Annotated in this window: 28 protein-coding genes; 21 read left to right on the top strand and 7 right to left on the bottom strand. The window is 37.2% G+C overall.

Features of this window, described 5'->3' with window-relative positions; all coding sequences use genetic code 11:
* The first annotated feature begins 14 nt into the window (after positions 1–14).
* The 3 genes from OOL07_RS00465 to yacG are packed head-to-tail and all read left to right on the top strand — an operon-like array spanning position 15 to position 1,713.
* Positions 15–884 (top strand): prepilin peptidase, encoded by an 870-nt coding sequence (locus OOL07_RS00465; protein WP_264694100.1) that lies wholly within the window; start codon positions 15–17, stop codon positions 882–884.
* Entirely contained in the window at positions 841–1,494 is a 654-nt protein-coding gene (gene coaE, locus OOL07_RS00460; protein WP_264694098.1) for a dephospho-CoA kinase, read from the top strand. Before OOL07_RS00465 ends, coaE begins: the two co-directional genes overlap by 44 nt.
* 6 nt (positions 1,495–1,500) lie before the next feature.
* Complete coding sequence (gene yacG / locus OOL07_RS00455) at positions 1,501–1,713, top strand: DNA gyrase inhibitor YacG (protein WP_264694096.1); 213 nt, start codon at positions 1,501–1,503, stop codon at positions 1,711–1,713.
* Here yacG and OOL07_RS00450 read toward each other — a convergent pair.
* Positions 1,710–2,672, bottom strand: coding sequence for a Nudix family hydrolase (locus OOL07_RS00450; RefSeq protein ID WP_264694094.1), 963 nt, complete (start codon positions 2,670–2,672; stop codon positions 1,710–1,712). The genes yacG and OOL07_RS00450 overlap by 4 nt on opposite strands.
* 33 nt (positions 2,673–2,705) lie before the next feature.
* Here OOL07_RS00450 and OOL07_RS00445 point away from each other — a divergent pair, with 33 nt between their 5' ends.
* Positions 2,706–2,906, top strand: a complete 201-nt coding sequence (locus tag OOL07_RS00445) for a DUF2905 domain-containing protein (protein WP_264694092.1) — start codon at positions 2,706–2,708, stop codon at positions 2,904–2,906.
* Between the two features lie 10 nt (positions 2,907–2,916).
* On the opposite strand, the gene OOL07_RS00440 is transcribed toward OOL07_RS00445, so the two are convergent.
* The 4 genes from OOL07_RS00440 to OOL07_RS00425 all read right to left on the bottom strand — a co-directional run bounded on the left by OOL07_RS00440 (position 2,917) and on the right by OOL07_RS00425 (position 6,572).
* The gene (locus OOL07_RS00440) at positions 2,917–3,147 is read right to left on the bottom strand and encodes a zinc-finger domain-containing protein (RefSeq protein ID WP_264694090.1); all 231 of its coding nucleotides are present in this window, start codon (positions 3,145–3,147) and stop codon (positions 2,917–2,919) included.
* A 20-nt stretch (positions 3,148–3,167) separates the two neighbouring features.
* Entirely contained in the window at positions 3,168–4,277 is a 1,110-nt protein-coding gene (gene nadA, locus OOL07_RS00435) for a quinolinate synthase NadA (protein ID WP_264694088.1), read from the bottom strand.
* A 99-nt stretch (positions 4,278–4,376) separates the two neighbouring features.
* Positions 4,377–6,164 (bottom strand): aspartate--tRNA ligase, encoded by a 1,788-nt coding sequence (gene aspS, locus OOL07_RS00430; protein WP_264694086.1) that lies wholly within the window; start codon positions 6,162–6,164, stop codon positions 4,377–4,379.
* 84 nt (positions 6,165–6,248) lie between these two features.
* Positions 6,249–6,572 carry an FmdB family zinc ribbon protein gene (locus tag OOL07_RS00425; protein WP_264694084.1) on the bottom strand — a complete coding sequence of 108 codons (324 nt, stop codon included), beginning with the start codon at positions 6,570–6,572 and terminating at the stop codon, positions 6,249–6,251.
* A 296-nt stretch (positions 6,573–6,868) separates the two neighbouring features.
* On the opposite strand from OOL07_RS00425, the gene petA reads away from it, so the two are divergent.
* The 6 genes from petA (at position 6,869) to OOL07_RS00395 (ending at position 11,256) form a co-directional block, all read left to right on the top strand.
* Positions 6,869–7,477 carry a ubiquinol-cytochrome c reductase iron-sulfur subunit gene (gene petA, locus OOL07_RS00420; RefSeq protein WP_264694082.1) on the top strand — a complete coding sequence of 203 codons (609 nt, stop codon included), beginning with the start codon at positions 6,869–6,871 and terminating at the stop codon, positions 7,475–7,477.
* Positions 7,477–8,703, top strand: coding sequence for a cytochrome b (locus tag OOL07_RS00415; protein WP_319804015.1), 1,227 nt, complete (start codon positions 7,477–7,479; stop codon positions 8,701–8,703). The genes petA and OOL07_RS00415 overlap by 1 nt, the downstream gene beginning before the upstream one ends.
* Positions 8,700–9,422 (top strand): cytochrome c1, encoded by a 723-nt coding sequence (locus tag OOL07_RS00410; RefSeq protein ID WP_264694079.1) that lies wholly within the window; start codon positions 8,700–8,702, stop codon positions 9,420–9,422. The genes OOL07_RS00415 and OOL07_RS00410 overlap by 4 nt, the downstream gene beginning before the upstream one ends.
* Positions 9,423–9,525: 103 nt before the next feature.
* Positions 9,526–10,155: a glutathione S-transferase N-terminal domain-containing protein gene (locus OOL07_RS00405; protein ID WP_264694077.1), complete on the top strand. Its 630-nt coding sequence runs from the start codon at positions 9,526–9,528 to the stop codon at positions 10,153–10,155.
* Between the two features lie 11 nt (positions 10,156–10,166).
* Positions 10,167–10,580, top strand: a complete 414-nt coding sequence (locus OOL07_RS00400; RefSeq protein WP_264694075.1) for a ClpXP protease specificity-enhancing factor — start codon at positions 10,167–10,169, stop codon at positions 10,578–10,580.
* A gap of 25 nt (positions 10,581–10,605) precedes the next feature.
* Positions 10,606–11,256 carry an epoxyqueuosine reductase QueH gene (locus tag OOL07_RS00395; protein WP_264694073.1) on the top strand — a complete coding sequence of 217 codons (651 nt, stop codon included), beginning with the start codon at positions 10,606–10,608 and terminating at the stop codon, positions 11,254–11,256.
* Here the strand turns inward: OOL07_RS00395 and gltX are convergent.
* Positions 11,253–12,665, bottom strand: a complete 1,413-nt coding sequence (gltX, locus tag OOL07_RS00390; RefSeq protein WP_264694071.1) for a glutamate--tRNA ligase — start codon at positions 12,663–12,665, stop codon at positions 11,253–11,255. The genes OOL07_RS00395 and gltX overlap by 4 nt on opposite strands.
* Before the next feature lie 146 nt (positions 12,666–12,811).
* Between gltX and OOL07_RS00385 the strand changes: the two genes are divergently transcribed.
* The 4 genes from OOL07_RS00385 to OOL07_RS00370 all read left to right on the top strand — a co-directional run bounded on the left by OOL07_RS00385 (position 12,812) and on the right by OOL07_RS00370 (position 17,929).
* The gene (locus tag OOL07_RS00385) at positions 12,812–14,389 is read left to right on the top strand and encodes a Re/Si-specific NAD(P)(+) transhydrogenase subunit alpha (protein WP_264694069.1); all 1,578 of its coding nucleotides are present in this window, start codon (positions 12,812–12,814) and stop codon (positions 14,387–14,389) included.
* A 16-nt stretch (positions 14,390–14,405) separates the two neighbouring features.
* Positions 14,406–15,815 (top strand): Re/Si-specific NAD(P)(+) transhydrogenase subunit beta, encoded by a 1,410-nt coding sequence (pntB, locus tag OOL07_RS00380; RefSeq protein ID WP_264696288.1) that lies wholly within the window; start codon positions 14,406–14,408, stop codon positions 15,813–15,815.
* A gap of 298 nt (positions 15,816–16,113) precedes the next feature.
* Positions 16,114–17,034 carry an ATP-grasp domain-containing protein gene (locus tag OOL07_RS00375; protein WP_264694067.1) on the top strand — a complete coding sequence of 307 codons (921 nt, stop codon included), beginning with the start codon at positions 16,114–16,116 and terminating at the stop codon, positions 17,032–17,034.
* Between the two features lie 4 nt (positions 17,035–17,038).
* Positions 17,039–17,929, top strand: a complete 891-nt coding sequence (locus OOL07_RS00370) for a RimK family alpha-L-glutamate ligase (protein WP_264694065.1) — start codon at positions 17,039–17,041, stop codon at positions 17,927–17,929.
* Here OOL07_RS00370 and OOL07_RS00365 read toward each other — a convergent pair.
* Positions 17,916–18,638 (bottom strand): HisA/HisF-related TIM barrel protein, encoded by a 723-nt coding sequence (locus tag OOL07_RS00365; RefSeq protein WP_264694063.1) that lies wholly within the window; start codon positions 18,636–18,638, stop codon positions 17,916–17,918. The two genes, OOL07_RS00370 and OOL07_RS00365, sit on opposite strands and share 14 nt — an antisense overlap.
* Before the next feature lie 18 nt (positions 18,639–18,656).
* On the opposite strand from OOL07_RS00365, the gene OOL07_RS00360 reads away from it, so the two are divergent.
* From OOL07_RS00360 to OOL07_RS00330, 7 genes are all read left to right on the top strand, one after another.
* Positions 18,657–19,688, top strand: a complete 1,032-nt coding sequence (locus tag OOL07_RS00360) for an ATP-grasp domain-containing protein (protein ID WP_264694061.1) — start codon at positions 18,657–18,659, stop codon at positions 19,686–19,688.
* Positions 19,689–19,693: 5 nt separating this feature from the next.
* Complete coding sequence (locus OOL07_RS00355) at positions 19,694–20,737, top strand: hydantoinase/oxoprolinase family protein (RefSeq protein WP_264694058.1); 1,044 nt, start codon at positions 19,694–19,696, stop codon at positions 20,735–20,737.
* A gap of 6 nt (positions 20,738–20,743) precedes the next feature.
* Positions 20,744–22,138: an aminodeoxychorismate synthase component I gene (gene pabB / locus OOL07_RS00350; protein WP_264694056.1), complete on the top strand. Its 1,395-nt coding sequence runs from the start codon at positions 20,744–20,746 to the stop codon at positions 22,136–22,138.
* Between the two features lie 5 nt (positions 22,139–22,143).
* Positions 22,144–22,749 carry an amino acid kinase family protein gene (locus OOL07_RS00345; RefSeq protein WP_264694053.1) on the top strand — a complete coding sequence of 202 codons (606 nt, stop codon included), beginning with the start codon at positions 22,144–22,146 and terminating at the stop codon, positions 22,747–22,749.
* Positions 22,750–22,920: 171 nt separating this feature from the next.
* Positions 22,921–23,874: a choice-of-anchor A family protein gene (locus OOL07_RS00340; protein ID WP_264694051.1), complete on the top strand. Its 954-nt coding sequence runs from the start codon at positions 22,921–22,923 to the stop codon at positions 23,872–23,874.
* Positions 23,875–24,424: 550 nt separating this feature from the next.
* On the top strand, positions 24,425–24,976 hold the full coding sequence (locus OOL07_RS00335; RefSeq protein WP_264694048.1) for an ice-binding family protein: 552 nt from the start codon (positions 24,425–24,427) through the stop codon (positions 24,974–24,976).
* The gene (locus tag OOL07_RS00330; protein WP_264694046.1) at positions 24,957–25,202 is read left to right on the top strand and encodes a PEP-CTERM sorting domain-containing protein; all 246 of its coding nucleotides are present in this window, start codon (positions 24,957–24,959) and stop codon (positions 25,200–25,202) included. The genes OOL07_RS00335 and OOL07_RS00330 overlap by 20 nt, the downstream gene beginning before the upstream one ends.
* Positions 25,203–25,204: the final 2 nt, after the last annotated feature.

The raw sequence follows: 25,204 nt of genomic DNA, 5'->3' as shown, positions 1-25,204 counted from the left end.
AAAATCATCTTACTATGGAATTTATATATTTTTTTGACGATCATCCAGGTTCGTTTTTCACTTCATCATTCATAATAGGTTTAATGATAGGTAGCTTCTTAAATGTAGTTATTTATCGCTTACCTTTGATGATAGAGAGAACCTGGAAATACCAATGTGCAGAATTACAAGGTAATCCATTGCCGAAATCTGAATCATTTAACTTATGGCTTCCCTACTCCCATTGTCCTCATTGTAAAAAAACTATTTACCCTTGGGAAAATATCCCCATATTGAGCTATCTTGTACTTCGAGGGCATTGTAGCCGCTGTAAAACTAATATTTCCCCCCGTTACCCTCTAGTAGAGCTCCTTACAGGGATGTTCTCCCTCGTGGTTGCTCTGCATTTTGGTATCACTTGGGAAGGGTTAGCTGCATTAACGTTAACTTATGCGCTAATTGTACTTAGCTTAATTGATTTTGATCATCAAATTTTGCCAGATGATATTACCTTACCCTTTCTCTGGTTAGGGCTTATTCTAAGTCTATTTGATTTATTTACTGATGCTCATAGTAGTATTATAGGAGCCGTGGCTGGATATCTTTTCTTTTGGCTTATTTACCAATTGTTCCGCATTTTAGTCCGTAAAGAAGCTATGGGATATGGTGATTTTAAGCTTTTAAGTATGTTAGGAGCATGGCTTGGATGGAAGATGCTCCCGATGATTATTCTATTTTCTTCTTTTGGAGGGGCTATATTCGGAAGTTTATGGCTTTATTTTACTAAGCAAACCAAAGAAACTCCCCTCTCTTTTGGTCCTTATATTGCTACTTCAGGATGGATAGCCTTAATGTGGGGAGATGATATTAATCATCTTTACTTGTCCCTCTCTAAACTTGGTTGATAAAACTATTTATAAAATTGGGCTTACCGGAGGAATTGGCAGTGGTAAGTCTACCGTAGCTCAAGTTTTCTCAACCCTTGGAGTGCCTATTATTGATGCAGATACTATCGCTCGAGAACTAGTTGCTCCAAACCAGCCTGCTTTAGCTGAAATTGTACAGATATTTGGTCCAGAGGTTTTGGATTCTAAAGGAACTCTAAATCGACCGTATCTCCATCAGCGAATATTTAGTGATGAGCAGGAAAAGAGAAAATTAGAGACTATTTTACATCCCAAAATTATTAAGGAAATTTATCACCGAGTCCGTCAGTATATAGGGATTAAGCCTTATTGTATTTTAGTTATTCCCCTGTTATTGGAAATAGGTCTAGAAAAATCTGTAGATCGTATTTTAGTAGTTGATATTCCTAAATCCTTGCAGTTTGAGCGAGTTAAAAAGAGAAACGGATTTTCAAATGAAAAAATTCAATCTATTCTATATACCCAATGTGCTCAAGCACTTCGCCTAAGTGCTGCTGATGATTGCCTAATTAACAGCCAAGGTTTAATTACTTTAGCAGAACAAATAAACTGTTATCATCAATATTATCTTTCCTTGGCTAAAGGATAAAAATTTATGGTAAGTGAATCGAGTAAACGTACTGTTCCCTGCCCTACCTGTAAAAAAGAAACTATTTGGTCAGAAGAAAATCCTTGGCGACCTTTTTGTAGCGAACGGTGCCGTTTAGTTGACTTAGGTGCTTGGGCAGGAGAGAGACACTATATTCCTGGCGAAGAATTCCTTAATAAGGATACTATCGAAAATAGCTATCCTGAAAATAAAGATTAATTAAAAGAAGGTAACTTTAACGATTTTCCCCATAAAACACCAATTGCTGCAATTCCTTGTGCCCCATAATTCCAAGATTCTTGAATGTGGTCCAAGGTTAGCCCACCTAAACCATAAACTGGAAAAGGGACTTCCTTTATAAACTCTTGAAATTGCTGCCAACCCATAGATGAAGTATTAGGATGGGATTGGGTTTTAAATACTGGTCCTAAGACCGCAAAATCAACACCAATCCTAGCAGCATGGGCTAACTCTTCTTTATTATGACAAGAAGCTACCACCCATTGATCAGAATCTAAGGGTCGGTTAGATAAATTCATTAATTGGTTACTCGTAAGATGAATTCCATCTACGTTAACTGTGTTTATCCATTCAAAGTGAGAATTTACTAATAGAGCTGCCTGATAATTAGCACAAAGGTTTTTTGCTTTTTCTGCTAAATAAATATAATCAGCTTGGCTGATATTTTTAACTCTTAATTGTATTAAGCGTATTCCTGAATCTAAGGATACTTTTAAGTTTGCTAAAAATTCTTGCTGATTTCCCGCAAAATCACTAGTAATCAAATAGATTGAAGGAAGGAGAATCGCTTTAATGATATGTTGGCTGGCCGGAGGAAAGGCGTAATTTTTTAAGTCCTGGGGAAAAACCCAAACAATAGGTTGCCCCTCTTTTCCTCTAGGAACCCCTGAAAATCTATTAATTTTATATACGTTTAATTGAATTAATCTATCTGGGTAGTGATAGTAAGTTTGCAATAGGGGTCGGGCACTAAGTATAGTAATATCTAATTCTTCTTTGAGCTCTCTAATAAGTGCTTCATAAGTATTTTCCCTTAATTCTAGTTTCCCCCCAGGAAATTCCCATAAATTGCCCTGATGCACATGGAGGGCACGTTTAGCTAAAAGTACTTGCCCTTGTTGATTGATAATTACACCAATCGCTACTTGGTGTAGCATAAAATATTAACTAAATCTAAAAGGGGAAATACCATGCAGCGAATATTGATGATATTAGGAGTGTTATTTATTTTAGTGGGGCTAGCTTGGCCGTGGCTTACTAAATTAAACCTAGGCCAGCTTCCGGGAGATATTGCAATAAAGCGAGAAAATTTTAGTTTTTACTTCCCTATTACAACTTCTATTTTGACTAGCATTATCATCAGCTTAATATTTTGGCTCTTTCGCCGTTAATACTTATTTTTCAATAGATATTATGTTTTTTAGGATGAGAATGCCAATCTTTTAAAATATATAGAGCACTACAATAAGGACATTCTCTTGTTCCTGTTTCAGTGATGGGGATATAGACTCGAGGATGGGAATTCCAATTTTCCATCGATGGCATAGGACAAGAAAGGGGAAGGTCGGCATAAGTAACTTCATAAGTATGCTCTGCATTAGGCAGAATTTTGTGGGCGGTTGTTTCACTCATAATTATTTTTTCTATTTAATTTAAGAAATTTCAAGCATTCTATCTAAGGTTAAACGAGCAAGTTCTGCATCCTTTTCTGGTACTTTAATTTGATTCACAATGTTATCTTGGGCTAAATTTTCTAAGGACCAAGCTAAGTGCTGCGGATCGGTACGAAACATAGTCGAACACATACACACCGTAGGCGACATGAAGTGAATGAATTTACCTTCATGTTTAAATCGCTCATGCAATCGATTAACTAAATTAAGCTCAGTTCCTACTAGCCATCGAGTGTTTGGTGGACTTTCCGTAATGGTTTTAATAATATATTCAGTGGATCCTATATAGTGGGATTTTTGGCATACTTCAAAGCTATTTTCAGGATGGGAAATTACCTTCGCATCAGGGTATCGCTCAAGGAAACGATCGATATGCTCAGGCTGGAACATTTGATGGACAGAGCAATGTCCTTGCCACAAGATAATTTTTGCATCACGGATTTTCTCTGGTATTAATCCTCCACGAGACCTTAGAAAATTCCATACTACCATTTGTTCTAAAGGGATTCCCATTTTATAAGCAGTATTTCTTCCTAAGTGCTGATCGGGGAAAAATAATACTTTTTCTCCTTGTTCAAATGCCCAATTCAGTACCGCTCGGGCATTACTAGAAGTGCATACAATCCCTCCATGTCGCCCACAAAAAGCCTTTAAATTAGCTGCGGAGTTAATATAGGTCACAGGGATAATTTTTTGAGTATCTATTATTTGCCCTAGCTCTTTCCATGCACGTTCTACTTTTGCTAAATCTGCCATATCAGCCATAGAACACCCAGCTGCAAGATCGGGTAGTACCACCACTTGATCAGGGCGAGAGAGAATATCAGCTACTTCTGCCATGAAATGCACGCCGCAGAAAACAATATATTTTGCATCGGAAGCAGCTGCTTGGCGAGATAGCTTTAAAGAATCTCCAGAATAATCGGCAAACCGAATCACCTCTTCTCTTTGGTAATGATGACCAAGAATCACTAACTTTGATCCTAATGATTCTTTCGCTTTAAGTGCTCGAGCTTGGCAAGCCTCATCATTTAGATCCATGTAATTTTGGATTGCTATTGCTGCTTCAGCCATAATTCTAGCCTCCATTAAAAACTAGTCAATAATTACTTGTGCGTAAAATACGCATACCACAATCAATTCAATTTAGCACGGTAGCATCTATAGATTATAAAATATGTTCGCTATTTATTTTACAATAGATGGCTGATGAATTGTCTTAATTTTTAATTCTCGAAGCTGAGATTCTGAAACTGAACCGGGTGCTTCTGTTAATGGACAGCTGGCAGTTTGCGTTTTTGGAAAAGCAATCACTTCTCGAATTGAGTTACTCCCAGTCATTAACATAGCCAAGCGGTCTAAACCAAACGCAATGCCTCCATGGGGAGGACAGCCGTATTTTAATGCATTAAGTAAAAATCCAAATTTTTCTTGGGCTTCTTCATCATTTATTCCTAAAAGCCGAAACACTTGTGCTTGAATTTTAGCTTGAAAAATACGCATGGATCCTCCGCCAGCTTCAGTGCCATTGAGTACTAAATCATAAGCTCGAGATCGGCAAGTGGCTGGATCTTGTTCAAGTAAAGAAAGATCTTCTTCTTTAGGAGAGGTAAATGGGTGATGAAGTGCATACCATCTATTTTCTTTTTCATCCCATTCAAACATGGGGAAATCAACTACCCATAATGGTCGCCAGCCTTGCTCAACTAATCCATGATCATGGCCAAGTCTAACTCGAAGTGCACCTAAAGCTTCATTTACAATAGAAGATTTATCAGCACCAAAGAACAAAATATCCCCATCTACTGCTTGGGTACGATTTAAAATTTCCCCTACTACTTCATCAGGTAAGAATTTAAGGATAGGAGATTGTAATCCTTCAATTCCTTGGCTGCAGTTTATTACTTTAATATAGGCAAGCCCCTTAGCTCCATAGGTTGCAGTAAATTTTGTATAATCATCAATTTCTTTTCGGCTTAATTTTGCCCCATCAGGCAATCGTAATACTGCCACTCTGCTTTGGGGATTTTTTGCTGGATCTGAGAAAACTTTAAATTCTACTTCTCTCATTAAATCTCCAATATCGATGAGTTTCAAAGGAATTCGCAGATCAGGCTTGTCTGAACCAAATTGATTAAGAGCCTCTGTATAAGACATCCGTATAAAAGGAGTAGTTAGCTGGACATTGACTACCGTAGCAAATAATTTGACAATCATTTGTTCCATCAGATCCATTAGGGTATCTTCATGGAGAAATGAGGTTTCTATATCTAACTGGGTAAATTCAGGTTGCCGATCAGCTCTTAAGTCTTCATCTCGAAAACAGTGGGCAACTTGATAGTAACGATCTATCCCAGCGACCATAAGGAGCTGTTTGAATAGCTGAGGAGATTGGGGTAGAGCAAAAAACTCACCTGGATGGGTTCGGCTAGGTACAAGAAAATCTCTGGCCCCCTCTGGAGTGGATTTAGTTAAAATAGGGGTATCAATATCAATAAATCCTTGGCTGTCCAAAAAATTCCTTAACCGCTGCACAATTAAAGAGCGAGTGCGTAGCCGCTGTAAATTTTCAGGACGACGAAGATCAATATAGCGATAACGTAACCGGGTTTCTTCTCCTACTTCCATTTTTTCATCTACTGGAAATGGGGGAGTTTCTGAAGTATTGAGGATTCTTAGATTTTGCCCCCAAACTTCTATTTGGCCAGTTGCTAAATCTAAATTTTCAGTTCCTTCTGGGCGTGATCGTACTTGTCCTTTTACTTGAAGAACATATTCACTTCTTACCTGATTTGCAAAAGTAAAACTCTCTGGGGAGTGCTGAGGATCAAAAACTAATTGAACAATACCTTCTCTATCCCGAAGATCGATGAAAATAACCCCTCCATGATCCCGGCGGCGATTTACCCAGCCGCAAACAATAACCTCTTGATCCAGATGATTGATAGATAAATCCCCGCAGTAGTGGCTGCGCATGAATACTCCTCAGAATAAATATAGTTAAGCCAATAAGTGTAAGCGACAATACCTTTATTAATAAAGGGAAATACTAAATAAATTTTATTTGCTCGTTGATATGGTAGGTGCACTACTTTCTTTAGACTGAGTTACTGTTGGTCCAGCACTATCTTTACTACTCTCTGTATTACTTGAGCCCTCCTTTGAGGCATTACTTGATGAGGCTAAATTTCGTTTGTTTTTATTACTTTTAAAATCTGTTTCATACCAGCCACCGCCTTTTAGGCGAAAACCTGCAGCTGAAATTAATTTACTTAGTTGGTGCGTATTGCAAGAGGGACATTGAGATAATGGTGTATCTGTAATTTTTTGTAAAACCTCTATCTCATGACCACATGCTTGGCAACGATATTCATAAATAGGCATAGTTCTCCCCTAATATTAAAACTTAAAATTTGGCAATCTCAATATCAAAATATTTTGATAGCAATTTAGCTATTAAATAGTTAAAGAGTATTCAATAATATTTATCTTTCAAAACTTCATACACTAAACTAGGTTTAAAACTAATTTAGTATGATAGAACTGTCAGATGGACACCCAGCTTCCAATACCTTTTATGGTAGAATTGCTGGACACAAAAAAGTACTATAGATTCTTGTTTTTTAGCAAGATTAGTTTTTATTTTAATAGTTTACCTTATTAATAAGGGAGTAAAATACATGAGCATAACAGACAACGTCGATCAAGGTAGACGTCGCCTTGTTACAGCGGCTGCTACTGCCGTTGGTGGGGTGGGTATAGGATTTGCGGCAGTGCCGTTTATCCAATCTATGCAGCCAAGTGCACAAGCACAAGCTGCAGGTGCACCGGTAGAAGTTGATATTAGTAGGCTTGAAGCAGGCCATTTAATGACTGTTGAATGGCGTGGTCAGCCTGTATGGGTATTTCACCGTACACCAGAAGAGCTAAAAGAGTTAGATGAGATAACAAATAGTGGGAAACTTCGTGACCCTAATAGCGATCAAGTATCACAGCAGCCTGAATCAGACAAAAACAATTACCGATCACAAAAACCTGAAATTGGTGTACTTGTGGGAATTTGTACCCATTTAGGCTGCTCTCCTAGCTATCGCCCAGATATAGCCCCTGAAGATTTAGGATCTGACTGGAAAGGTGGGTTTTTTTGCCCATGTCATGGTTCTCGTTTTGATCTTGCAGGTAGAGTATATGAGGGTGTTCCAGCTCCATTAAATCTAGTTGTACCTCCTTATCGCTATCTTGCTGAAAATAAGATATTGATTGGGGAAAACGAAGGAGATAAGGCTTAATGAAAAATATAGTCGTTCAAGTATTTGATTGGATAGATGATCGCCTTCCAATAGCTAAGCCATGGAAAGATCATATGGCTGAATACTATGCACCAAAGAATTTTAATATTTGGTATTACTTTGGATCTATAGCTTTATTAGTACTAGTTATTCAGCTTGCCAGTGGTTTATTTTTAACCATGCACTTCAAACCAGATGCAACTCTTGCTTTTAGCAGTGTTGAGCATATTATGCGAGATGTGCAATGGGGCTGGTTGATGCGCTATATGCACTCTACTGGCTCCTCTGCCTTCTTTATTGCTGTGTATCTTCATATGTTTAGAGGATTAATCTACGGATCCTATAGATACCCAAGAGAGCTTATCTGGATTATTGGGATGATTATTTATGTCATGCTCATGGCTGAAGCCTTTATGGGTTATCTACAACCATGGGGGCAAATGTCCTATTGGGGTGCTCAAGTTATTATCTCTCTCTTTGGTGCTATTCCCTATATTGGCACAGGCCTAGTTGAATGGATTAGAGGGGATTTTGTAGTATCTGATCCTACTCTCAATCGTTTCTTTGCCTTTCATGTGTTCTTAGTGCCTATACTTCTACTGGCCATGGTCGTTGCTCACATTATAGCCCTCCACGAAAAAGGTTCTAACAACCCAGATGGAGTAGAAATTAAAGCGACTAAAGGTAAGGATGGTATTCCTCTTGATGGTATTCCATTTCATCCTTACTATACCGTAAAAGATTTATGGGGTTATGCAATATTCTTATTTATCTTTGCTGCCATTATTTTTTATTCCCCTCAACTCGGTGGATGGTTCTTAGAAAATGACAATTTTGAACCTGCTAACCCACTAAAAACACCTACTGAAATTAAGCCTCTATGGTATTTAACACCATTTTATTCCATATTACGCGCAGTACCTGATAAGCTCTTTGGTGTTATTGCAATGGGAATGTCTCTTGTTGTATGGTTTTTCTTACCTTGGTTAGATCGTAGCCCAGTAAAATCCATTCGCTATAAAGGGATGTACTCTAAAATCACTCTAGCCATTTTTGTAATCAGCTTTATCATATTGGGTTATTTAGGAACAAAGCCGGTAAGCCCAGAAAAGACTATGATTGCACGGCTATGCTCAATACTGTATTTTTCCTATTTCATCTTTATGCCAATTTATACTAAATTGGAAAAGACTAAACCCGTTCCAGAGAGGGTGATCTACAAATGAAAAAAGTTATCGCTTGTTTATTATTTTTGATTTCATCAACTACTTTGGTATCGGCCTCTGAATCCAATTATCCGCTTGATAAAGTCAATATCGATCTAAATAATAAGGATTCCCTCTATAGAGGGGCAAAAATCTTTGTTCATCGATGCTTAACTTGTCACTCAGCACAGTATATGCGCTATAACCGAGTAGCCAAAGATTTGGGATTAGATGAAGAAGATGTTAAGAAGCATTTAATGTTCACTACCGATAAAATTGGTGATCCCATGACTATCACTATGCGCCCTGAAGATTCTAAGAAATGGTTTGGCGTGACACCACCAGATTTAACCTTAGTGACCCGTTATAAAGGTGCAGAGTGGCTTCATACTTACTTACGGACTTTTTACTTAGATCCTAAACGTCCTAATGGGGTAAATAACCTTGTATTTAAAGATACTGCTATGCCAAATCCGCTATGGTCTTTACAAGGTTGGCAAACTCTTATTGAAAAGGGGGATAAAAAGGGTACTCCTGAGTTAAAGGTATCAGAGCCTGGCTCAATGACTCCTAAAGAGTTTGAAGTTGCACTAGATGATTTAGTCAATTTCTTAGCTTATGCAGGCGAACCTGCACAGCTTGAGCGTCAAAAATATGGTCCAAAAGTACTATTCTTTCTCGCTATATTCTGTGTTGTCACCTATTTACTGAAAAAAGAATACTGGAAAGACGTGCACTGATCTGAATCTAGACAGCTCTATTTCATAGCTAGAGCTGTCTAGTGATTTCACAATGGATAGCGTTATTACTAATAGCCTAATTCTACTTTAAGGAAAAACCATAATGCCTATCTCTAATAAAAAAGGGACAATGATTTTATTTTCAGATCCCTTATGTCCAACATGCCACTGTATTCGCATTATCGTAGCTGAAAAAGATATTCCAGTATCTATCGAATATACGGACATTCATTGCCCACCTAAAAATCTAGTAAAAATAAATTCTTATCAGCCAATTCCTATACTAATTGACCGGGATTTCACACTGTATAATCCAAAAATTATTATTGAATATTTCGATGAACGATATCCCCATCCTCCTCTAATGCCAATAGATCCTGCGAGTAGAGCACAAGTTCGCATGATGATCCATCATATTGAGCAAGAATGGCATAGTTTATTAGGATTTAGACCTAATGAAGACATTTCAGTTAAAGCCCGAAATAGGTTAAAATCTGATCTGGTAATACTTTCTGCTGCTTTGGAGAAAACCTCTTTTTTTATGAGTGAATGCTTTTCTTTACTAGATGCTACTCTAGCCCCCCTACTTTGGAGATTACCCACAATAGGAATCAATTTTTCTCCTAAAACAAAGACTGTTGAGAAATATATTCATCGTATTTTTTCTAGACAATCCTTTCAACAAAGCTTAAGTGATTTTGAGCGAACTATGAGAACTAAATTTACTATCTAACCTAGCAAACTATGGATAACGCTTCTAATCTTCCTCCTATCAGTTCAAGCCGCCCTTATTTAATTCGTGCTTTTTATGAATGGATTACGGATAATCAATTAACGCCCTATTTGGTAGTGAATACTAATTTTCCAGATGTAAAAGTACCTGAGCAATATATTTCTGATGGAAAGATCATTCTTAACACGCATCCTCACTCAGTAAAAAATCTATCATTAGAAAATGAATGGATTAGCTTTTCAGCACGCTTTTCTGGGGTTGTGCATGAAATTATCTTTCCGGTGTGCGCAACCCTTGCTATTTATGCCAAAGAAAATGGACAAGGCATGACCTTCCCTCAAGAAAATCTTCCGCCACCAACTTCTCCTCCAGATAAAGATATTAAGGATAAGAGTCGTAAACCTATGCTACGGGTTGTGAAATAATCTATCTAAAATTATATGAATTACTATGCCTGAATTTGAATACCCAAATCTGAATCTACCTGAAGGGCATAGTAGGTTGTTACTTCACTCCTGTTGTGCTCCATGTTCTGGTGAAGTCATGGAAGCAATTACTGCATCTGGCATTGATTACGCTATTTTTTTCTATAATCCCAACATTCACCCTATTCAAGAATATGAATTACGTAAACAGGAAAATATCCGCTTTGCCCAAAAACACCATATTGAATTTATTGACTCAGATTACGATGTAGATAATTGGTTCCATCGAGTCAAAGGCTTTGAAAATGAGCCAGAGCGAGGTGCTCGTTGTACTCTATGTTTTGATATGCGCTTTGAGCGTACTGCTCTATACGCCTATGAGCATGGCTTTGATACCATTACCAGCTCTTTAGGGATTTCTCGTTGGAAAAATATGGATCAGATTAATCAAAGTGGTATTCAAGCTGCAGCTCGCTATCTTGATATGATCTACTGGACTTATAACTGGCGCAAAAAAGGTGGATCCCAGAGAATGCTAGAGATTAGCAAAAGAGAACAATTCTATATGCAAGAATACTGTGGTTGTGTTTATTCCCTACGGGATACCAATCGCTGGCGCCAATCCAGAGGAAAAGAACGCATCAAGATTGGCGTGAAGTACTATGGTAAGGATTAGCTAGCTTTCCCGTTTTTCTGAATCCATCCAGCTACTTTCTCTATACGACTAAGGGTTTTTTCCTTACCTAATAATTCAAGCGTAATGTCAATTGGTGGAGAGATAGCTCTACCCATCACTGCTACCCTCAAAGGTTGAGCTAATTTTGCGAGCTTCAAGTTATACTTTTCAACTACTGAAGAAATAGTTTGATGAATTTCAGGGGCTGCCCAAGAGGGCAAGTTTTTAAAATGGACTTTTAAAGCTTGTAATGGCTCTAAGATACTTATTGTTAAATGCTTTTCAGCAGCTGTACTTTCATATTCTTCAAAATCACAGTAGAAAGGTACGCAATTTTGAGCCATTTCTACTAAAGTTTTTGCTCGTTCTTGTTGTGCTTTAATTAAATCAATTAAATTAGGTCCTTGAGAAATATTTATTTTTAGTTGCTCTAAGTGCCAATGTAAGTGTTGAGCAATATAATGCGGATTGCTACTTTTTATATAGTGCTGGTTTAACCATTGGAGTTTTTCTGGGTTAAATACTGAAGCAGATTGATTAACATCTTTAATATCAAAGAATTGAGTCATCTCTTCAATAGTAAATACTTCCTGATCCCCATAGGACCAGCCTAATCGTACTAGATAATTGAGTAATGCCTCTGGTAAATATCCTAGATCCCGATAACTCATGACACTCACTGCTCCATGACGCTTTGAGAGACGCTGCTTATCTGTACCTAGGATCATAGGGATATGAGCATAATTTGGAGGCTCTTTACCAAGAGCTGAGAAAATATTACTTTGTCGTGGGGTATTATTTAAGTGATCATCACCCCGAATCACATGGGTAATCCTCATATCCATATCATCTACTACAACAGTAAGATTATAGGTTGGCGTGCCATCGGTACGGGCAATGATTAAATCATCTAATTCACTGTTTTGAAATACAACAGTACCTCGTACTAAATCTCGTATTACTACCTGCCCTTCTACAGGATTTTTGAATCGAATGACATAAGGTATTCCTTCTTTAGGTAAGGAAATATGACGACACTTTCCATCGTATCGAGGCTTTTCTTTCCGTGCCATTTGCTCGGTGCGGTGTATCTCAAGTTCCTCCTTAGTACAATAACAGCGATAGGCATGGTGAGAATCAATAAGCTGATTAATAATTTCTTGGTAACGAGAAAACCGCCCTGTTTGATAGAAAGGACCTTGATCATAATCTAGACCTAACCAAGCCATGCTATCTAAAATAGCATTGACCGATTCAGTAGATGATCGCTCTAGATCCGTATCTTCAATACGTAAGATGAAATTCCCGCCCTGCTTGCGGGCATAAAGCCAAGAAAAAAGTGCAGTACGAGCACCACCAATATGTAAATAACCAGTAGGGCTAGGGGCAAACCGTGTGCAAATTGTCATAATAGATTCATTTGAATTAAAAGAAGCATAAAAATTTATTGTTTCTTATATTATAAATACTTAAACTGCTTTTTCTAAGATAATTAGAACTTACAAAGTTTTATAAGTGTGAGATAATCCCTAGCTTATAGTGGGAGTAGTAAAAGATGCAAATTGGGATACCAAAAGAACTTTATAGTAATGAAAAGCGTGTTGCTACTACGCCAGAAGTAGCTGATCATTTACAAAAATTAGGATTTTCTGTAGCCATTGAGTCAGGAGCAGGGCTAAATGCCAACTTCTCTGATGAATCCTACCGCCAAGTAGGTGTAACCATTACTCAAGATGCTAAATCCTTATGGGAAAGCTCGGATATTATCTTAAAAGTACGCCCTCCTGAGACATACATTAAGCCAGAAATAGATGAAATTGCACTATTACGGGAAGGTAGTACTTTAATCAGTTTTATTTGGCCTGCTCAAAATAAAGAATTATTAGAGAAGCTCGCCGCTAAAAATATCACTGTTTTAGCAATAGATAGCGTACCTCGAATTTCCAGAGCGCAAAAACTAGATACCCTAAGCTCCATGGCTAATGTAGCAGGATATCGAGCTGTTATAGAAGCCTCAAGCCATTTTGGTCGTTTTTTTACCGGACAAATCACTGCTGCAGGTAAAATTCCTCCTGCTAAAGTATTGGTGATCGGTGCAGGGGTAGCCGGTCTTTCTGCTATTGGTACTGCTTCTGGGTTAGGTGCTATTGTTCGGGCTTTTGATACTCGTCCTGAAGTCAAAGAACAAATAGAAAGCATGGGTGCTGAATTCCTTGAGCTAGATTTTAAGGAAGAAGGATCAGGGGCAGGCGGTTACGCTAAGGAGATGAGTAAGCAATTTATTGAAGCAGAGATGGCTCTTTTTGCTCAGCAAGCTGCTGAAGTCGATATTATTATTACTACTGCCCTTATTCCCGGTAAAAAGGCTCCAGTGCTTATTACTGAAGAGATGGTAAAATCTATGAAAACAGGGAGTGTGATTGTGGATTTAGCAGCAGAACAAGGGGGAAATTGTGCTCTGACTAAGGCAGATAGTGTAGTAACTAGCCATGGAGTGATTATTATTGGTTATACAGACTTAACTAGCCGGCTTCCTACTCAGTCAAGCCAATTATACGCCACTAATTTACGCCATTTACTTGAAGAACTTTGCCCAGAAAAAGATGGAGTGCTCCACTTAGATATGGAAAATGAGGTACTTCGAGGAGTCACTGCAGTAAATCAAGGAGAAATTACTTGGCCGCCACCAGCACCAAAAATATCTGCTACTTCAGCAGCTAACTCGGTTGATTACTCCACTCTTCCTCCTATAAAAGAGTATGTCAAGGAAAGCAAGTGTCCCCTCTCTAAAAAAGAGCAAATGATTGTTTTATTTATGGGGCTAGGTGGCTTGGGTTTATGGGGATTAGGTGCTGCTGCTCCTTCTTCGTTTATGCCTCATTTAATGGTATTTATTCTTTCTTGCTTTATAGGTTATCAAGTAATTTGGAATGTAACTGCTTCTTTGCATACTCCATTAATGAGCGTTACTAATGCAATTAGTAGCATTATTATCATTGGGGCTTTAATTCAGATTACAAACTCTGGGTTCTTTTTAGGGTTAATTGCTGCCGTTGCAATACTAATTACTAGTGTCAATATCACTGGTGGTTTTTTCGTAACCCAACGTATGCTACGGATGTTTAAGAAATAGGAGCTTAATAAAGGTGATGTCTCAAGGTTTAGTGACCGTAGCTTATATCGGTGCAACTATTTTATTTATTCTCAGTCTAGGTGGTTTAAGCCATCAAGAAACCTCTCAGCGAGGTAATTTCTATGGTATGGCAGGAATGGCGATAGCTATTCTAGCGACCATCTGCAGTGGTGCTATTCATGGCTTTTTTGCTTATCTAGCATTGATTACGACCATGGGTGTAGGTGCTTACTATGGTGTTAAAATTGCTAGAGAAGTAAAGATGACCGAAATGCCAGAGCTAGTTGCCGTGCTTCATAGCTCAGTAGGGTTGGCTGCAATTTTAGTAGGTTATGTTAATTTCTTTGGATCCAAAACTCAATTTACTGGCATAGAGGAATCAATTCATAATGTAGAAACCTATTTAGGTATTCTTATTGGGGCTATGACTTTTTCTGGATCTGTAGTTGCCTTTGGTAAACTCAGTGGAAAAATAGATGGTAAACCTCTACTCCTTCCTGCTCGCCATTGGTTAAATTTAGGGCTTTTTATCCTTATGTTTTGGTTTGGAAAATCTTTTACAGGAACTGAGAGCACAGGTTTAGGATTTCTCTATCTATTTTTAATGACATTGATCGCTCTTGGCTTTGGAGTCCATATGGTGATGGCAATTGGTGGTGCAGATATGCCAGTCGTTATCTCGATGCTCAATAGTTACTCGGGTTGGGCTGCTGCGGCGACAGGGTTTATGCTCAATAATGATTTGCTCATTGTTATTGGTGCCCTAGTAGGTAGTAGTGGTGCGATTTTAAGCTATATCATGTGTCGTGCTATGAACCGTAACTTTGTTAGCGTGATTATGGGTGGCTTTGGTACTGGATCAGGACAATCCAGTGCGGCTACTGCAAGCGGTGGCGAAGTAGTTGCTGTTTCTGCAGAAGATACGGCTGATTTATTAAAATCTGCTAAAAATGTCATTATTGTTCCTGGCTATGGCATGGCAGTAGCACATGCTCAACATATTGTCTATGAGATTACCCGTTTATTACGAGAGAAAAAAACCACCGTACGGTTTGCTATCCATCCAGTAGCGGGGCGTATGCCTGGGCATATGAATGTATTATTGGCTGAAGCCAAGGTACCCTACGATATCGTATTAGAAATGGATGAAGTCAATGAGGATTTTCCAAATACTGATATAGTAGTTGTTATCGGAGCTAATGACATTGTTAATCCATCAGCACAAGAGGATCCTCATGGTCCTATTGGAGGAATGCCTGTACTCGAGGTATGGAAAGCCAAAACTACAATAGTCTTAAAACGGAGTATGGCATCAGGTTATGCAGGGGTAGATAACCCTTTATTCTATCGGGAAAATACTCGAATGTTATTTGGGGATGCAAGAGAGAGCTTAGACACCGTTCTTTCTCATCTTCACGATAGATAATTTTCATGATTTAAACCTAGCTCCTATGATTAATTAGGGGCTAGAGCCCTTCATATCTCACTTTTTTAATCTAAAAATAAATAACTATTTTCCCAAGAATATTTGGGATCCTTCTTGGCCTATTGTCGTTATCGCAGTAACTGTTCGAGCACTTGCTCAAGCCGCAATAACAACTGGATATAAAAGAGTATTTGCAGCTGATTATTTTGGGGACGTAGAGACAAGAGAATTTGCTATAGATTGGGTAAAAATCTCTCCCTATACCACTACAGAAAAATGCTGCTTATCTCTAATGGAGATGCTAGCAGGAGAAAAGCAGCCTATCGGATTAATATTTGGCGGAGGTATTGAAAATCATCTTGAATTACTTAAAGAATTAAACAAGAAATGGATTCTTTTAGGCAATACCTATTATCAAGTTAAAAATCTAAAAGATTTTACTTATTTTTTTCCTCTACTAGAAGAGCTTAGTATTCCTACCCCTCAGATCCAGATTCACCCACCTAGTCACCCTGAAGGTTGGCTATATAAATCAGTCTATGGTACAGGGGGTAGTCATATTAGACTTGCCAATCAGTGTGCTTTCACTTCTGATTCTGGCTACTATTTTCAGAAAAAAATAAATGGCCAAGCAGGATCAGTACTCTTTCTTGCTAACGGTAAGTACTGCCAGATTATTGGGTATAATCTACTCATCATTGCACCTACAAAGACTACTCCCTATCGATATGGGGGAATTTTTGCTCCTTTTAAACTGAGTTATTCCAACCGCACTCTTTTAAAAAAATATATAGAAAAAATCGTACTCACTACAGAATTAAGAGGATTAAATGGTTTAGATTTCATTCAGGATAAAAATGAAAAAATCTGGGTACTAGAAATTAATCCAAGACCTCCTGCTGCTATGGATTTATATCAGGATTTATTTAATCCACTAAGTGCCCATATTAATGGTTGTTTAGGTAACACATTACCTATAAAAATAAAATCTATAGCTCAAACACAAGGCTTTATTATTCTCTACGCTCCTTATGATTTAATCATCCCCTCTTATATAACTTGGCCTAATTTTTGCCATGATTATCCTGCTAATGGCAGTGTTATTAATCAAGGAGATCCTATTTGTACAATACATGCTAAGGGAGCAAATATTGATCTTTGCTATCAGCAAATAGCCCAACGATTCACTCAATTATTAACGCTATTTTCTCCCTGCTAACTCTATGTCCTGTGTTGTTATTTTTAATCATAATCATGGCTGGCATAGCCAACAGCTAGCATCTGCTCTAGTTGATTGTAAGGTAGAAATAATTTACTCAAATTTATCTCAGTGTAAAGTAGATCTTAGCTTACCGTTTGGGCTTTATATTCCGGGATTGAACAATCAATTACCTGATGGAGTGGTTGTACGAGGTATTGCTGGAGGTAGCTTAGAGCAGATTAGCTTTAGACTAGATATACTTCATTGTTTAGAAAAACTAGGAGTACCTATATTTAATAATCCCTCTGCTATTGAACGTACTGTAGATAAAGCAAGAACTTCTTTTCTTTTACACCATAAAGCTATTCCTACACCTCGTACTTGGGTTTGTGAAACCAAAGAGCAAGCACAAGCGGTAATTGTTCAAGCAGCACAAGAAAATTATCAATTAATTATAAAACCTTTATTTGGTAGCCAAGGTAGGGGAATTAGTTTTATTGATCGCAATAACTTAGAAAAAATTATTCCTGAAGGAGAATTGTATTACCTACAAGAATATATTTCACCAGCTATTCCAAACCAGTGGAAAGATTGGCGAATTTTTGTAATTCAACATCGTACTGTTGCAGCGATGATCCGTTATGGACAATCTTGGATTACTAACGCTGCTCAGGGTGCTATCTGTATTCCCATAGTAGACTTAGATTCAGAAATTAATCAGCTGGCTTGTCAAGCTACTCGAGCTGTAGGTGTAGATTATGGAGGGGTAGACATTATTCAGTCTATAAATGGATATCAAGTATTAGAAGTAAATAGTATTCCTGCTTGGAAAGCACTTCAGAGAGTCACTAAAAGCAATCTTGCTCAAACATTAGTTAATGAACTCATTATAAAAAAACTTAAATACCTTTAGGAAATTCTATCCCTACTAGATCTCTTGGATTCAAATGCCCGTAATGAAGAATACTAGCGATCAAAGCACCACTAGCACCCCAAGTCTTTAATTGCTTTAAATCCCCTAAAGAAGAAATTCCTCCCGCAGCAAATAGTTTCCCATTTTTAGCTTGCTTTGATTTTAGCTGAGATAAGAATCGCCAATTAGGTCCTTTTTGGCTCCCCACCGAATCTAAATCCATTCCAATAATAGTTTCTGACCATAGCTGAGATTGCTGGACTAAGCAAGCTGAATCAAGGAAATAATTATTTTTATAATCTAGAGAAAGAATAATTTTTTTAGCCCAAGAATAATTCCATAATTTTTCCCAAGTAGTTAAATTAGTAATACTTTCTGTACCAATGACAGGTCGAGTGATGCCTAAAGTAAATAATTGCTCAATCCCTATATGATTTGTTGTACCTGAATCTACCCATAAATTTAAGCTAGGGAAATTTAAGGCAATTTTAGCAATAACTGAATAATTATTGCCCTGACTCATTAAAGAATCTAGGTCAGCAAGATAAAGATAAGAAAAAGGATACCAAGCTAGTAAGTTAGTAACGATTTCTATAGGATCAGAGTGTTTAGTAAATGATGAAATTAAAGGTAAATAGTGCTTTCGTTCTTTACCTGTAGCATAGACTACTTTACCTCCCATTAAATCAAGTACTGGAACTAGCTTCATTTTTTAGTTAAACCAATAGTGAAAATTTTAGTATATGAATATATAACTAGTGGTGCTTTATGTGAAAATTCTCTACCTGCCTCATTAATGAAGGAAGGAGATTTGATACTGCAAGCAGTGCTTAGAGATTTTTTAGAAGTTAGGGAAGTAAAAGTTATTATTTTACGAGATTACCGCTTACCTACCCTTTCTTATATTCGTTATTATCATACTATTTATACTCTTTCCCAATTTCATCAAACTTGGCAATATTGTTTAGATAAAGTAGATGCGGTATTACCCATCGCTCCCGAATCCAGAAATACTTTAACTAAAATTCAAGAGAAAATTCTAAAAGCAGGAAAAATTTTGCTTGGCTGCCATCCTCAAGCAACACAAATTGCCTCTAGTAAAATAGAAACAGAGAAATACCTAAAAGCAGCTAGTTTAAGTATACCTACTACAATAAGCTTGCTAGATTGGAGATTAGATAAGACTAGTAAGGAAGAATCTTTAATTTGTAAACCAAATGATGGCGCCGGCTGCATTGATACATTTTATTTTAAAGCACCTTTAGATCTACATTTATGGAAACAAAAAAATATCTTTGATGCAAAAAACTATATTGTTCAGCCCTATATTCAAGGACAAGCAATGAGTCTTACTCTGATTTGTGATGGAGATAAAACACTATTACTAAGTGTTAATCAGCAACAAATAAAAATCAAAAAAGATAAAATTTACCTTAATGCTATATTAATCAATGCTATCATGGCTGAAAATCCTATTTATCATCATCTACAAGAGATAGCAAATACTATTGCCAATACCCTACCTAGGTTATGGGGATTTATTGGAATTGATTTAATTATTGCTCAAAACCAATCACTTATTATTCTAGAAATCAATCCTCGTCTTACTACAAGCTATTTAGGATTGCGAACTGTTTATGGTATTTCTCCTATGCGATGGCTATTTACCTTATTAAATGAAGGATTGGATAAAATAGTATTGCCTTCTAATTTTGGCCATCAACCCTTCCTCTCTCTGAGAGAAAAAATAGTAAGGTAAATTATATGACATTTACGGTCAGTGGTTGGGATATTGGAGGCGCACACTTAAAAGCAGCACTTACAGATTCTCAAGGAAAAATCATTATATGCGATCAGGTAGTTTGCCCCTTATGGCAAGGGATAGATCAATTAACTGCTGCTTTTAATCAGATGAAACATAAATTGGGGAGCATTGGGCATATTGTAGTCATTACCATGACTGGGGAGTTAGTAGATATTTTTAAGGATCGCTATGAAGGGGTGGTTGCAATTTTAAACTCTGTTCATCAGTTCTTTACAGATATACCCATATATATATTTTCTGGAATCCATGGATTTGTTGAGTTGGATCAAGCCTATAAACTTATAGCTTCTATTGCATCTGCTAACTATTTAGCTACCAGCCAGTTAGCGGCAAATTTTTGGCATGAAGGGTTATTATTAGATATAGGTAGCACTACCAGCGATTTTATTCCTTTTAAAAATGACACTCCTTGCCCTCAAGGTACAGACGATCACGCTCGATTAATCAACGGGGAGCTAGTTTATTCTGGAGTAGTGCGTACTCCTCTAATGGCTATTTGCAAAAAAGCTCCTTTTCATGGAAATTGGGTACGGCTTACTGCAGAGCACTTTGCAACTACCGCTGATATATATCATATGCTGGGATTATTGCCTCAAGATTCAGATCTCCATCCAAGTGCGGATCGCCAAGGAAAACTTCCTCAAGATTGTGCTAGAAGACTTGCCAGAATGATAGGCATGGACTATGAAAATGAGTCTCTTAATTTTTGGCATCAACTAGCTATCTATTTTTATGAGAAGCAATGCCAGCAGTTGACTGAAGCAATTTTTCAAATCCTCTCTAGAATATCTTTAGTTGCTGAGACTCCCATTATTGGCGTAGGTATTGGACGGTTTTTAGCCCTTGAGTGTGCCAGAAGAATAAATCGACCTTATTTTGATTTTTCTCAAGTATTAAAATTAGGTGTAGATACCATAGATTCTAGCCACGGTCCTGCATTGGCTATTGCCCAATTAGGTTGGGAGCAATTACAAAAACATTAATTTTCTATGCATCAGCAACAGGTACAATGGGTTGAATTACCCTACTCTGAATGCTCTGCATCCTTATTTGAAACAATTTATTCAGAGCCATGGCCTATTTTTTTAGATAGTGGCTGGCCTAGTGATCGGTCAGGTCGTTTTGATATTATTGCCGCTGATCCTTTTATTACCCTAAAAACTAAAGGGTTAATCACTGAAATTGGCTATCGCACTAGCAAAATTTTAAGCACCCAAAACTCTCTTATCTTACTGCAAAGAGAGTTAGATCGTTTCAGTGGTAAACAACTCCCTAACTTTCTTTCTGAAATTCCGTTATCAGGAGGAGCTATGGGGTATTTCAGTTATGATTTAGCACGTCGATTTGAAACCCTACCTAGCATAACCGCAGATATAGAACAAATGCCAGAAATGGCAATTGGCATCTATGATTGGGTGGTTATCGTAGATCATCACTGCCAAGCAACTTTTTTAGTAACACAAGGTTATGATCCTCATACCCAAGTTCATTGGGATTCTTTAAAAGCACGCTTAAGTAAAGCAATACGATCTAATCAGCATTTTTTTCATATTGAAAATTATCCCCAATCCAATTTAAGCAAAGAAAGCTATAATTGGGCTTTTGATCGTATTCAAAACTATATCTGTGCAGGAGATTGCTATCAAGTTAATTTAGCCCAACGCTTTGAGTCAAAAGCCTATGGCGATTCTTGGGCTCTTTACTCTTATTTACGAGAAATTAACCCTGCCCCTTTTAGCAGTTTTTTTTCTATTCCAGAGGGTAGTATTTTAAGCACTTCTCCGGAAAGGTTTTTAAAAGTATCTGGAGATAGAGTTGAAACTATCCCAATTAAAGGAACTCGACCTAGAGATATAAACCCTGTTATTGATACTCAATTGGCAGTTAATCTACAAAATAGTAGTAAAGATCAAGCAGAGAACATTATGATTGTAGATCTATTGCGTAATGATCTAGGTCGAGTATGTACTCTAGGATCTATCCAAGTAATGCAACTTTGCACTGTTCAATCTTTTGCTACAGTACATCATTTAGCCAGCACTATCCACGGACAACTTGCTTCCGGAAAAAATACCCTTGATTTATTACAAGCCTGCTTTCCGGGGGGATCTATAACAGGCGCCCCTAAAATACGTGCCATGGAAATTATAGAGGAACTAGAACCTCATCGTCGTGGAATCTATTGTGGTAGCCTTGGCTATATTAGCTTTGAAGGTAATATGGATATTAACATTGCCATACGCACTCTAGTATATAATCAAAACTCTCTACGGTTTTGGGTAGGTAGTGGCATTGTAGCGGATTCAGATCGAAGTGCTGAATATCAAGAGACCTTAGATAAAGCAGCAGCTATTTTTCAAGCACTGAACCCATATTATCGTTAGCTAAAATGTTTCAAGATATCTGGATAATTAAACTAGGAGGAAGCCTCTATAGTAGTAGCTGCCTTCCGCTTTGGCTTGATCAAATAAAAAATAAAGGAAAGTGTGTCATTGTACCGGGAGGTGGTCCTTTTGCTGATCAAGTTCGTACCGCTCAAAAGCAATGGAAGTTTGCTGATTCCTATGCCCATCATATGGCTTTGCTTGCAATGGATCAATTTGGTTATCTATTACAAAGCTTAGCTCCAGAACTCTCCCTAGCCGCTGGTATAGCAGAAATAAATAAGGCATTAGAAGAAAATAAAATACCCATTTGGTTACCTTCAAAAGAACTTATTAACCATTCAGATATTCCCCAAACTTGGGAAATGACCTCAGATAGTCTAGCTCTATGGCTAACCTACCAATTAGCAGCTAGCCGACTTATTTTAGTTAAAAGTATAAAACTAAGCCAAACTAAATTAAAAGCGATAGACCTTGCGCAACAGGGGATTGTTGATCCCATATTTCCTGTATTACTAAATACGCATAATATTTCTTGTTATATCCTCCATGCTGATCAGTACAATCAGATATCTGATGTAGATACATATTTCAATATTACAAATAGTTAATTTACTAATTATATGACAATATATGTCACAAACGTAATATGTATTTATCTAGCTGTAATTATTAATATTTAATAATTTTAATGTAAAATATGGTCTTATTATGTGATAAAAATAGTCACTTAATGTATAAGAACTAAAGTCTATAGCTTTTATTATAAAGAGGCTTAATTTATGAAAAAAATATTAATAACCATCACTTTATTTATCATTTCTAGTACTTCATTTGCAACTCCACTACTACAAGATTACTCTTTACTCTCTACTCGTGGAAACACGAATATTAGCGGTTCAATTTCTGGAAATATAGGTAGTAGTAATACTCTTAATATGTATTTGGGGGCTAAAATTTATGGAGATGTGCTCTATGGCAATTTTTTAGATCCAGACTCTAATACTACTACTACTGCAATTCAATCACCCCACACTGCTAATCAGAATATAGATTCTAGCTACTGGAATAGTCTTTATGATGATATTTCTGCTGCTTCTAGTGCTGCTAGTGGTATGACTGTAGATCCAAATAATTCCTTGAGTAGCATTACGGGAAATACTGTATTAACTGGCACAGGAGATGCTGAACCCTCTGTATTTAATATCTCTGGGGGTATAAATTTAGGAGGTGCTGATACTCTGACTCTTAGTGGCTCAGCCGATGAGCAATTTATAATTAATGTCGATGGAGGTGCAACTTTTGGTATTGGATCCTCTATTGTCCTTGATGGCGGTGTCACCGCTAATCACGTTCTTTTTAATATAGAAAATGGCGATCTTCAAGGGTTGGGAGGTGTTAAATTATTTGGTACTTTTCTTTTACCAAATGGTAATTTGAATTTATCTGGTGGTGCAAGTTTAATAGGCAATGTTTTAACTGGCGGTACTGGTACAGATAGTATCTCAAGTGGATCAATGATGAATATGTCAATTAGCCCTGGTACATCAGGAATCCCCTATACTGGACCTACTGCTGATACTGCTACTAATACTGTGCTTCCAGGATTAATAAATCCAAATAATGGAAATGATTCTAGTGCAATATCAGAGCCTACTCCCCTATTCATGATTTTGCTAGGATTAATAGGTCTTAGCATGATTACCCGTATGAGAAAAATAACCTATTATCTATAAGAAATTAAACTAAAAAAATTATAAATACTCGCTTAGGGATAGAATAATCCTAAGCGAGATCTTGTATTACTTTACTCCTTCTCTCATTTCCACAAATTTATCCTAGCTTTTTTGCTTATAAAACAAGCCAGTTCTTAAAGATTTAAAGACAATTATCGCTTAAGCCTTTCTCTTTAGAGCTATAGATAAAATCCCTTATAAGCCTCAATATTTTATTGAGAACCTACTCTAAAATTCCAAAGTGACAATTTACGTCATATTTTTAAGTTATATCGGTAGAAAACATAAATATTCTATTTATTATAATTAATAAGATAGCGATGATGGTATAAAAGTTGCTACTCATGTTTTGCGATATATGGGTTATTTAGCCCAAAACGAATAACAAAAAAAGTTTATTTAAGCACATAAATAATATAAAAGAATAATTCTGATTATAAATAAAAAATTATTAGCATTAATTCTCCTTGGAGCCTCTAGTATTACTCTTGCTTCTCCTATTAACCTAGGTGATGCAGGAAATTTTGCATTACTCACCACAAATGGTGGAATGATTGCGGGTACTACTTCAATGACTGGTAGTGGATCTATCAATGGAAATGTAGGTACCAGTGGTGCATTAACATTAACTGGTAGTAGAACTATTAATGGAAATACGGAGTATGGTGATAGTTTTAGTGGAAATAGCTCCCATGTTACTGGTACAGCTACCCAAAATACAAATAGTAGTTATTGGAATGATTTATATAGTGACATAAAAAATGTTTCTGATGCTGCCAACAGTACAACTGCAGATCAAAGTTTAAGTGGCATTAGTGGTACTACTACCCTAAGTAGTGCAGATGGATCCGTGTTTGATATTTCAGGAAATATAAACCTTACAGGCTCAAACACACTAACACTTAGCGGATCAGCAACAGATGAGTTTATTATTAATGTAACTGGTGATGTAAGCCTCAAAGGATCATCTGCTATTATTCTTGCCGGTGGTCTAACCGCAGATCATGTGCTATTTAACGTAGGTGGAGATTTTAGTGCTACTGGATCTAGTGCTTCTTTTGCAGGAACTTTTCTTCTAGCTAATGGTATTTTTCAGTGGTAGTAAGGTTATCAACGGTAGCATTTTAGCTGGAGGTAAAAGTAAGAGTAGTATCACTGGTAGTGCTACCGTAAATTATGTCGGTTATAGTGGATTTACTGGTGATAGTGGCGACCCTAGCGATCCAACTGCGGGCGACTCTGGCACTTCAACTGTACCAGAGCCTTCCTCACTTTTAATGATGTTACTAGGGCTGGTAAGCTTCAGACTTATTTTTTACAGAAAATAATC

The sequence above is a fragment of the Candidatus Nitrosacidococcus sp. I8 genome (genome assembly GCF_945836005.1).
Classification (GTDB): Bacteria; Pseudomonadota; Gammaproteobacteria; order Nitrosococcales; family Nitrosococcaceae; genus Nitrosacidococcus.
This window is presented reverse-complemented; position numbering and strand designations above follow the sequence as displayed.